This window comes from Cupriavidus sp. SHE (genome assembly GCF_000812445.1).
GTDB classification, from domain to species: Bacteria; Pseudomonadota; Gammaproteobacteria; order Burkholderiales; family Burkholderiaceae; genus Cupriavidus; species Cupriavidus metallidurans.
Genome location: NZ_JWMB01000023.1, coordinates 143,059 through 153,606 on the forward strand (window position 1 = coordinate 143,059; position 10,548 = coordinate 153,606).

The following is a 10,548-nucleotide window of genomic DNA, read 5'->3' on the forward strand; positions in this document are numbered from 1 at the left end:
CGGTTTTTATTTGCCGGCGGCTCGGCTGTGATGTGGATGATGCGCCCCAGGGCGCATCGGGGCACATCAGAGCGTCGTGGGCGGCAACTCCACACTGCCGAATTCCGCCGACCGCGTGCCGGCAACCGGCCGATTGCTCGCCCCGAAATACGCGAACGCCACCGACAGCTTGACCGCCTCGGAATCATTGCGACCCGCGGCATGGAACAGCCGGCTGTCGAACATCAATACGTCGCCACGATGCAGCGCCAGCGGCATGGTGCCCTTGAGCAACTGCTGGCTGGCAGGATGCGCCTCGATCAGGAACTCCGCCGGATCCAGTTGCGCGGGATCGAGCTTCGCGCGGTGCGAGCCTGGAATGACGCGCAGCACGCCATTGCGCTCGTCCTCGTCGCCCAGGGCCAGCCACACCGTGATCAGGTCGTTTTTGACGAACGACCAGTAGCGGGTATCGCGATGCCAGCCGGTCTGGCTGCCGTAGTGCGGATGCTTGGTCATCACGCAGTTGTGATGGGCCAGCGTGAGGCGGGCCGGCTCGCCGAGCAGTGCCTCGACCGTGGCCACCACAGCCGGATCGCTCGCCCAGCGGCGGAACACCTCGTCGCGACCATAGGCCTGACGCAAGCGTCGCACCGTATGCCCGCCTGCCGATTCGCGCGTGGCCGGCGCCCCCGGATAACCCAGATCGGCCTCGAACTCGACCGGCGGCACCGCGGCAGCCAGTTGCTGCCGCGTCACCGCCTCCAGCGCCGCGCAAGTGGCTTCGCTCGCGAACTTGCGCAGCACGATATAGCCACCCGCGTGGAATTCGCGTGCCAGACTGGCCAGCGCGGCCTGATCGGCGAGCGGGGCGGAAGAATCAAAGTCGAGGGAAGCGGACGCGCCAGACGCGTGGTGTTGCGGGGCAGTCATTGCAGCGGAGGAGAAAATTCTGAAAGTGGCAAGTCGCCAACAAGGTCGATGATGCCAGAAGCCGCGAAATCCGGCGCGGGCTAGCGCCCGATTTCGAGAATTCGCCACGGGATCGTCATGCTTTCAGGCCCCCCAAGCGTGCGGAAACCCACTGTCCGATGCGACCCGTGCGCCGCTACAATGGCCGGACCCTTGCGCGGCCGACGGCAAGAATCCGGCCACTGCCTCCAACCCGACCCCAAAGAGCGCCATCGTGACTGCCCGACCCAAGATCGCCGCCTCGCTGACCGAGGTGCAAACCCAGCTGGGTCGTATCGTGCTGGGCAAACCGCGCCAGGTCAGGCTCGCTCTGGCCTGCATTCTGGCTGGCGGTCACCTGCTGCTGGAGGACGTGCCCGGCGTCGGCAAGACCACGCTGGCGCATGCGCTGGCCCGCACGCTCGGGCTGCAATATCAGCGGGTGCAATTCACGAGCGACCTGCTGCCCGCCGACCTGGTCGGCGTGTCGATCTTCAAGCGCGAGACCGGGGAGTTCCATTTTCATCACGGCCCCGTGTTCGCGCAGGTCGTGCTGGCCGACGAGATCAACCGTGCGCCACCCAAGACCCAGAGCGCGCTGCTCGAAGCCATGGCCGAGCGGCAGGTCACGCATGACGGCATCACCGAGACACTGTCGGCCCCATTCTTCGTCATTGCCACCCAGAATCCGCTCGAGCAGATCGGCACCCATCCGCTGCCGGAATCGCAACTCGACCGCTTCACGATGCGGATATCGCTTGGCTATCCCGACGCCGCGTTCGAGCGCGTGCTGTATCTCGGCGGCGCGATCAGGGACGAGGCGGAGGCGGTCATGGACGCCGATCAGGTCGTGGCCCTGCAGACCGCCGTGGAGAAGGTCTATGCCAGCCCGGCACTGGTGGACTACGTGCTTGCGCTGGTACAGGCCACGCGTGTCGAATCGAGCTTCGTGACCGGGCTTTCCCCGCGTGCCGGACTCGCATTGCTGGCCTGCGCGCGCGCCTGGGCGTTGCTTGATCAGCGCGAGATGGTCTTGCCGGAGGACGTCCAGGCCGTGTTCGAGCCGGTGGCCGCGCACCGGCTTCTGCCCGCGGGTCAGGTCGCGCTGAACCAGGGCGCCGATACACTGGCTCGCCTGCTGGCCAGCGTCGCAATTCCCTGAGGTCATCGGACACACCCCCGCCCCATGACCACGCGGCCAGCCCTTCCCGCGCCTGATCACCTTGGCCCGACGCCGGGACGCTTCTCCGCGTGGTTGCGCCGCAAGCGCGCGCCCGTCAACGGTGTTGTCACGCTCGACCGCCGGCATCTGTACATCCTGCCTACACGCGGCGGCATCGGGTTTTCGGTGCTGCTGGCCACCATGCTGCTGACATCGCTGAACTATGCGATCAGCCTCGGCTTCGCGCTGACATTCCTGCTGGCCGGCATCGGCATGGGCTGCATGTGGATGGCTTACCGCAATCTGCTCGATCTGCGCGTGTCCGCCGGGCCTGTCACGCCGGCATTCGTCGGTGAGTGCGCGGTTTTTACCTTGCACGTCGACAATCAGGATGCCGCCGCGCGAATCGGCATCGAGGCACGCACGCCGCTATCCGATGCCAGTACAGAAACGGCCGCCCTCACCCTCGACGGCGTTTCCAGTGGCACGTTGCCGGTGCGACTCTCCGCCATCCGGCGCGGACGACTGGCGTTGCCACGCGTCACGCTTTCCAGCCGGTTTCCGTTCGGCCTCTTCCGCGTCTGGAGCTATGCCGACCTGGGACTTGCCACCATCGTCTATCCCGCGCCGGAAGCCAGCCCGCCTCCGCTACCCCTGCACCCTCAATCCGACGATGCCGACGACGGCGCGGCCAGCTTCGCGGCTGACGACGGGATCGATCAGTTGCGCAGGTACCGGCCCGGCGATCCATTGCATCGCATCGCCTGGAAACACAGCGCGCGCACCGGAAAATGGCTGACCCGCTCGGGACACACACCGCAGCAGCCGAGTTGCTGGATCGACTGGAATACCCTGCCGCCGGCCATAGACACGGAAGCGCGGCTGTCCCGCCTGTGTGCCTGGGTGTTGATGGCGGGTGAGGTATCGGAAATCGGGTTACGCCTGCCGGGCGTCGAGATCAAGCCGGGTCGCGGTTCCGCCCACGTGCGTGCATGCCTGGAAGCCCTGGCACTCTGGCCGGAGCGGCGCGCACGATGAGCAAGAAGGCAAAGACCGTCGCGGTCCGGCCCCTCGGCCATCAGGAACAGGGGATGCTGATCGGCCAGCTTGCGCTGGTGCTGGCGCCGCAGGCGCGCACCCTGCCTGTGTCGGTCAGCCTGCTGCTGGTGCTGCTGCTGGCATGGCGCTGGATGCTATGGAAGCGGCGCGCGCCGTTGCCCTCCAAATTGACAGTGGGCCTGGCCGCAATACTGGTGCTGGTAGTGGCTGGCGCGCTGGTCTGGCAGTCCGGCGGCAATCTGGGACGCGAACTCTGCATCGCGCTACTGGCGGCCTTCGTGGTGCTCAAGCTGATGGAAACCCGTGCGCTGGGCGATGCCACGCTCATCACACAGCTTTCGTTCTACCTGTTGCTCACGCTCTACCTTGCCGATCAGCCATTCTGGCTGGCGCTCTACAGCATGGCGATCGGTGCATGGGTCCTCCGCAACTGGCTGCTGTTGCACCACCCCGAAGCGCGTGGCCGACTGGCGATCTGGCCGTTGCTCGGGCGCATGGCGCTGTTCGGGCTACCGTGGGCGGTGTTCCTGTTTGTGCTGTTCCCGCGCCTCGACCATCCCTTGTGGCACCTGCCGCAATCGGAGCCGATCGGTCGCACGGGTATCAGCGACACGATGAAGCCTGGCAGTATCGGCAAATTGATCCGTTCGCCCGACGTCGCGTTCCGCGTCGACTTCGTCGGAGAGACACCACCCCCCGCCTCGCTTTACTGGCGCGCTTTCGTGCTCTGGGATTACGACGGCGAGACCTGGCGGCCGGCCCGGTCCCGTTCGGTGCGTCCGGCCGACGGGCTGCGCGACGATATCGGTGACAGCGACTTTGCAGATTCGGCGGCACCAGGCGCGCACGAGTACAACATCACGCTCGAGCCTACGCAGGCGTCGTGGCTATACGTGCTCGATCGTGGCCAGGCCATCTCGTCGAGCCTCAATGCGCAGGTTTCCACCGATAACGAGTTCTTTGCGAACCTCCCCGTCGACCGGCCGTTGCGCTATCGCGCCCGATCCGTATTTGGGGCGGTACCCGAACCGCTGACCCAGCGCACGCTCCGACGAGCCCTGACGCTACCGGAAGGCAATCCACGCAGCCGCGAACTGGCTGCGCGGTGGGCCAACGAGTATCCGGATCCGTGGCAGCGCGTGCAGGCGGCCCTCCGGCTCTTCGCTGCGGCGCCGTTCGCCTACACGCTATCTCCACCGTCCCTTAAGCAGGATCAGGTCGACAGCTTTCTGTTCGAGACGCACCGAGGCTTCTGCGAGCACTATGCCGGCAGCTTTGTGTTCCTGATGCGGGCAGCCGGCGTGCCGGCGCGTGTGGTGGCTGGCTATCAGGGTGGAGACTTGAACCCGGTCGGGCGCCACTATGTGATTCGGCAATCCGATGCCCATGCCTGGGCGGAGGTCTGGATCGCACAGCGTGGTTGGGTCCGCGTGGACCCAACTGGTGCCGTCGCACCCAGCCGGGTCGAGCAGGGCGTCGACGCGGCGCTGGCTGGCGACGAAATCCCGGCGTTACGTGACCTGCGGGCCCCGGGCTGGCTGCGTGATCTGCGCTGGGGTCTCGATGGTCTCAGCTATACGTGGCAGCGCTGGGTATTGCAGTACGACCGTGTCCAGCAAGGAAAACTGATGGAGCAGGCTGGGCTGGCTGGCAAGTTGCCGTCGGTGCTGGTCGGCGGGCTGGCCGCCTTGAGTCTGCTCGCACTGTTGCCGCTCTGGCTGCGGCGCCGGCATGCCGATCCGGTCCAGGCACTCTATGACCGCTTCTGTGGGCTGCTGGCGCGGCACGGCTGCGTACGTGATACCTCAGAAGGGCCGCGGGACTACAGCGCTCGCGCCTGTGCAGCGCTACCTCGCGCGGCGTCCGCGGTGCAGGCGTTCACCAACGGCTACGTGGCATGGCGCTACGGCGCCCCGACGACGCAGCAGCAGACCGAAGTCATTGGCCGGCTGCGCATATCACTGCGCGAACTGTCGAAAGCATTGCGGTAATCAGTCCTTTCACGCTTCACCTTGCCAAAGGTCCGCACGCCGCATATAGTTTCATCCGTAACTATTACAGATGAAATCATACAGTCATGTCATTCGAGCGTCGCATTGATCGCTTTTGCGCGGAGTATCCGGAAGCGCCCCGTGACCTGATCCTGGCATCGCGGCTATTGCTGAGGTCGGCAAGGCTGCTGCGCCAGCATATCGAACGGGCGCTCGCCGTACATGATCTCGACCTGAACCAGTACCTCGTCATCAGCATGTTGGGGATCGACGCCATGGAACCGACCATGCCGTCCGAGCTGGGACTGACGATCGATGCCACGCGCACTCAGATGACACGCCTCATCGACGGGCTCGAGACGCGCGGACTGGTCCAGCGCAAGGCTTCGCAGCACGACCGGCGCAGCCTCGAGCTCATCCTCACCCCCGCCGCCCACGACTTGCTCAAGCGTGCCGCACCGACGGTCCATGCCGCCTACGCCGAAGCTTGGGCACCCATCGGCAAGACCGGTCTGGCAGCCGTCACGCGCGATCTCGGTCGGCTACATCAGCATCTGGCCGCGTTGGGAGCAAACGCATCGTGACCGCGCAGGCAGACCCCTGGCATCGGCTGCGCGCCCGCATGAGATGGCTGCGCCTGCTCAGCCACCAGCAACGGCAGACGTTGCTCATGATCTTGCTGGGCCTGGCCACCGGCGTCGAGTTTCTCGAGAACATCATGTTCGTGTTCGCGTCGAGTCATATCATCGGCGGGATCGACGCGGACCCGCGCAGCTTTGCGCTGGTCCAGGCCGCCTATGCCGTCGGGAGCATGCTGATGATCCTGACGCAGCATTGGCTCGCGCGGCGATTCGGATATCGCTACTACCTGACCGGGTCACTCCTGCTGTTCATGGCGGGCACGCTCGCGGCCGCCACCAGTACCGGCCTGACTCAAATGGTGGGGGCCCGCTTCGTGCAGGGCGTTGGCGGCGGCGCGCTGTTCACGAGCTGCCGGATCCTGGTGAACATGATGTTCAGCCAGACCGACCGGGTGCGGGCTTCGCGCATCTTCATGCTTGGCATCTTCAGCGCTTCGGCGCTGGGCCCCGCCTTCGCCGCGGAGCTGGTCGATCGAGGGGTCTGGCAGGACGTCTTCTATGGCGTGCTGCCGTTTGCGGCACTTGCCACGATAGGCGCCTGGCTGTTGCTCCCGGACGCGGAAGCCCGCGATGACGTGGAAGGACCCGGGCTCGGTCCACTGCTGCTGTTCGGCGTCGCGATCGTCGCACTGCAGGCAACGTTGACGGAAGCCCGTTTCGACGTGTTCTCGCATCCGATACGCATTGCGCTGATCGCCGCGCTCGCGCTGGCGCTGCTAACTGTCTTTCTGTGGCAGCAGTGGCACCACGAAAAGCCCGTGTTGCATCTGCGTGCGCTGTACCAGCCCGTCTTCCTGACCGGCCTGGCCATGTACTTCGTCTATTACATGATCAGCAACCTCGCCGCCTATGTGTTCCCGATCTACGCGGAGCAGGCGCTGCGGTTTCCGCTTGCCACCACCGGCTGGCTGAACACGTTCGCCGCGACGATCAGTCTGGTCGGCATCTGGGTGTACCAGCGCGTGGCACGCAAGCTGAAACACAAGAAGCCGCTGATGACGACGGGGTTGCTGCTGATGGCTGGGGCGATGACGTGGTTCTCCTTCATGCCGCCGGATGTCGGCCCCCCAGCGCTCATTGTCGGGCTGATCGGCAAGGGGCTCTTCGGCGTGATGGTCATCATTCCGATCGCGGGCCTGACATTCGGCTCACTGGCCGGCGATGACTTCGCGCATGGGTATCGCAGCAAGAACCTGATCCGCCAGATCGCCAGTTCGTTTGCATCGGCGCTAGGTGCTGTCCTGCTGCAGAACCGGCAGTTCGCAGTGCATACGAGCCTGGTGCACGCCCTGGGGCAGCGGCCAGCCGAAACGGAGCAATGGATGCATACCGTGCAGGCTGCGCTGGTAGCACGCGGATTCGAGGCGGGCCAGGCCCATGCAGGCGCGCTCGCACAACTTGCTGCCCTGGTGGATCAACAGGCGCGGTTGATTGCCTGCGAGGATCTCTATCGATTGATTGCCGTGCTCGCCATGGCGGCTGCGGTCTTCATGCTAGTACAGCGTCGGCTCGACTAGTCAGGGAATGTGCCTTGCTTAGGCAGGAAAGGCGGGAGGGGTACTGCGTTTGCGCTGGCGACAGCGCGGCAATGGCGGCGGATCGCCATCACATCGATCAGGCGTGCGCAGGTTGCGCTCGCCCTTAGAACAACGACAACTGGCGCATGCCAAAGCCTACCGTTTCTTCCACTCGGGCACGCGCATGGGCCAGCGAGCCTTCTGCACCGGAGTAGTTGCCGGCTGCCCAGTGGTAGACCACGGGGAGATCGCCACGGTCGGACAAGCGGACTTCACCAAGTTTGTCGCCGCGTTCGTTGCGATAGTAGTGTGAGCGATAGCCCCGTTCCCAGTGCGGCGGAGCTTCTTTTTTGCGCCGACGCGGTGTCGGCTTCGTGACGGCTGGCGCAAGCCGCCGTGCCAGGTCAGTAGCCGGCGAGGTGGGGGCGCGGGCGAAATCCAACTGCATAGACTTCCTTCTTCTGTCGATTCAGCAAGAACCAGAAGTGGTGATCGCAATATCACCACACGCTTCATGCATCGCAGTCGAGATCATACCCGTTCAAACACGGTTTTGGTGTGTTTTGTCTCCCGGAAATCCGCTTCTGGCAAGGGTTTGCGGGACGTATACCCGTTTACGGTATACGTCCCGTATACGTGTTGCGAGGACCGTAAACCACTTCTTCGCACTCGCTCAGCCGAGGTCGAGCGGAATGAAAATCCGCGCATCATCACGCTGTACCAGCAGTGCCACCTGCTTGCCAGACTTGGACACCAGCGCCCTCAGTTGCTCGGCGGAAGAGATCGGCGTGCCGTTCAGCGAGAGGATGACATCGCCCGGCTGGATACCTACTCGCGCAGCGGGTCCTGTCACGTCTTCGACCACGAGGCCGCCGTCTATGCCACTGTCGCGCTTCTCCGCAGGCGTCAGCTGACGAACCGCAAGACCCAGGCGTCCGCCGTCCTGACCACCGCTACCCTTCTGAGCCAGAGCGTCTTCCTTCACCGCCCCGACCTGGACCGTCAGCGTCATCGGTTGCCCCTTGCGGATGACCTTGAGCTTCGTCTCAGTGCCCGGCTTGAGGTCGGCCACATGCTCGGGCAGATCACCGGAATGATCGATGACGTCATCGCCGAGCTGCACGATCACGTCGCCAGCCTTCACACCACCTTTCGCCGCGGGGCTGTCCGGTTCCACCGAATTGACCAGCGCACCCGCAGGCTTCGGCAAGTTGAACGACTGCGCAAGCGCCTGGTTCACTTCCTGAACCGAGATACCGAGACGGCCGCGCGTGACCTTGCCATGGGCTACGAGTTGCTCCTCGACCTTGGTCGCTACGTTGATCGGAATGGCAAACGAGAGGCCCTGATAGCCGCCAGTCTGGCTGTAGATCTGCGAGTTAATGCCGATCACTTCGCCGCGCTGGTTAAACAGCGGACCGCCGGAATTGCCGGGGTTCACCGCAACATCTGTCTGGATGAACGGCACGTAGGTGTCATCGGGCAGCGAGCGCGATTTGGCACTGACGATACCGGCGGTGACCGTGTTCTCGAAGCCGTACGGGGACCCAATGGCAAGCACCGGCTCACCAACGCGGGTCTTCGACGGGTCGCCCAGCCGGACCGTGGGGAGGTTCTTCGCATCGATGCGAATCACCGCGATGTCAGTCTGCGGATCGCTGCCTAGCACCTTGGCCTTGAACTCGCGCCGGTCCGTGAGCTTCACCGTGACTTCGGTAGCGTTGTCGACTACGTGCGCATTTGTCAGGATCAGACCGTCCTGGCTAACGATGAATCCCGAGCCTAGTCCACGCACCAGTTGCGGTTGCGCATTCTGCGGCCCCTGGAACTGCGGGCCGAATCGCTTGAAGAACTGGAACAGCGGGTCATCCGGATCGACGCCCTGCGGCACTTGTGCCGAAGTACGCTGGGCGCGCGCGGTCACGCTGATGTTCACGACGGCTGGGCCATACTGATCCACAATGCTCGAGAAATCCGTTGGCGTGGCGACTGCAATCGGTCCTGCGCTTGCGGTGACCGGGGTCTGTGCGGCGTATCCCGGGGTGATCGCATCCTTTTGCAGATACGCGTAGCCGCCGGCAAGGGCAGCCAAGGCAGCGACACCGACAGCAGAGCGGGCGAGAGTCTGACGAATCATGGTGCTTTCCTTTCTCGATGGTCCATGGCGCCGACGATTTTCTTGGCGCGACGGAATCATGGTAAGCAGCCACACTTAAGCCAGACTTAAAGAACCAGATCAGATCACGGCTTGGTTAGCCTCACGCCACGAGTGCATCTTTGATTGCTTTTCCTCATCAACGCTTGTGCACGCGCGTCGCCCATCTAATCTCTATAGGTTCGATGCAAATTTTATATTGCGAACAATTTAATTGTGTATAAGATATGTTCATGCGCGATACGACAACTCCCTCTCGAACTGAAGCATCAAGCAACGACTGGCTCTTGCTGGACCAACAGTTGTGCTTTGCTCTGTATTCGACTTCGTTGGCGATGACCAAGATCTACAAGCCAATTCTAAGTGAGCTTGGACTTACATACCCACAGTACCTGGTCATGCTTGTGCTCTGGGAAAGCAACACGCTGACGGTCTCGGAACTGGGCACACGGCTGACACTCGATTCAGGCACCTTGACTCCACTGCTCAAGCGGCTCGAGTCGGCAGGATTGGTAGCACGCGAACGAGACGCCAAGGATGAGCGTCGTGTTCTTGTGAACCTGACGGATGCGGGCCGGAGGCTTCGCGCCTCGGCCGTAGGCATTCCGGAGAAATTGCTGTGCGCGACGCAATGCTCGGTCTCCGAGATTCAGTCGTTGACGTCGCGTCTTCATGCACTGCGGTCCACACTGGAAAGCGCACGGACCGATGATTGACCGGCAAAAGCCGGGACCTTTGACTAGCCCGCCCCCGCTGGGCAGAACCTGGAGTGTTCAAATGAAACTCGAAAAAGTCCTCTACACCGCTCACGCATCCGCAACCGGTGGCCGCGATGGCCGAGCCGAAAGCTCGGATGGCCAGTTGAACGTCAAGCTGGCAGTGCCGAAGGAAATGGGCGGCAGTGGCAATGGCATGAATCCAGAGCAACTGTTTGCGGCTGGATACTCCGCCTGTTTCCTGGGCGCAATCCGCTTTGTGGCAGGGCAACAAAAAATGGGTATTCGGAATAGCCGGTTGATGAAGGGAACTTCTAACCGGCTTCCGAAGGCGGTGTAGTGATGTTGATGGGAGGCTCCAAGAAGCGCTCCAAGAG

General features: G+C 63.5%; 9 protein-coding genes and 1 pseudogene. 7 read left to right on the forward strand and 3 right to left on the reverse strand.

Going from position 1 to position 10,548, the window contains the following annotated elements; genetic code table 11:
* Positions 1-66: 66 nt before the first annotated feature.
* Positions 67-912, reverse strand: coding sequence for a phytanoyl-CoA dioxygenase family protein (locus RN01_RS13520; protein WP_011518157.1), 846 nt, complete (start codon positions 910-912; stop codon positions 67-69).
* Between the two features lie 253 nt (positions 913-1,165).
* Here RN01_RS13520 and RN01_RS13525 point away from each other — a divergent pair, with 253 nt between their 5' ends.
* The 5 genes from RN01_RS13525 (at position 1,166) to RN01_RS13545 (ending at position 7,300) form a co-directional block, all read left to right on the forward strand.
* Positions 1,166-2,092 (forward strand): MoxR family ATPase, encoded by a 927-nt coding sequence (locus tag RN01_RS13525; protein ID WP_017510827.1) that lies wholly within the window; start codon positions 1,166-1,168, stop codon positions 2,090-2,092.
* A 24-nt stretch (positions 2,093-2,116) separates the two neighbouring features.
* Positions 2,117-3,130, forward strand: coding sequence for a DUF58 domain-containing protein (locus RN01_RS13530; protein WP_017510826.1), 1,014 nt, complete (start codon positions 2,117-2,119; stop codon positions 3,128-3,130).
* Positions 3,127-5,142 (forward strand): DUF3488 and DUF4129 domain-containing transglutaminase family protein, encoded by a 2,016-nt coding sequence (locus RN01_RS13535; protein WP_017510825.1) that lies wholly within the window; start codon positions 3,127-3,129, stop codon positions 5,140-5,142. The genes RN01_RS13530 and RN01_RS13535 overlap by 4 nt, the downstream gene beginning before the upstream one ends.
* Positions 5,143-5,228: 86 nt before the next feature.
* Positions 5,229-5,726, forward strand: a complete 498-nt coding sequence (locus RN01_RS13540; RefSeq protein ID WP_008646910.1) for a MarR family winged helix-turn-helix transcriptional regulator — start codon at positions 5,229-5,231, stop codon at positions 5,724-5,726.
* The gene (locus RN01_RS13545) at positions 5,723-7,300 is read left to right on the forward strand and encodes an MFS transporter (RefSeq protein ID WP_017510824.1); all 1,578 of its coding nucleotides are present in this window, start codon (positions 5,723-5,725) and stop codon (positions 7,298-7,300) included. The genes RN01_RS13540 and RN01_RS13545 overlap by 4 nt, the downstream gene beginning before the upstream one ends.
* Before the next feature lie 124 nt (positions 7,301-7,424).
* On the opposite strand, the gene RN01_RS13550 is transcribed toward RN01_RS13545, so the two are convergent.
* The gene (locus RN01_RS13550) at positions 7,425-7,748 is read right to left on the reverse strand and encodes a hypothetical protein (RefSeq protein ID WP_011518152.1); all 324 of its coding nucleotides are present in this window, start codon (positions 7,746-7,748) and stop codon (positions 7,425-7,427) included.
* 225 nt (positions 7,749-7,973) lie between these two features.
* A complete protein-coding gene (locus RN01_RS13555) occupies positions 7,974-9,437 on the reverse strand; it encodes a DegQ family serine endoprotease (protein WP_017510823.1) in 1,464 nt (487 codons plus the stop codon).
* 245 nt (positions 9,438-9,682) lie between these two features.
* Here RN01_RS13555 and RN01_RS13560 point away from each other — a divergent pair, with 245 nt between their 5' ends.
* Together RN01_RS13560 and RN01_RS13565 are read left to right on the forward strand one after the other, a co-directional pair.
* Positions 9,683-10,171, forward strand: coding sequence for a MarR family winged helix-turn-helix transcriptional regulator (locus tag RN01_RS13560; RefSeq protein ID WP_017510822.1), 489 nt, complete (start codon positions 9,683-9,685; stop codon positions 10,169-10,171).
* 61 nt (positions 10,172-10,232) lie between these two features.
* A pseudogene (locus RN01_RS13565) lies at positions 10,233-10,481 on the forward strand (Ohr family peroxiredoxin); the annotation flags it as partial.
* Between the last annotated feature and the right edge of the window lie 67 nt (positions 10,482-10,548).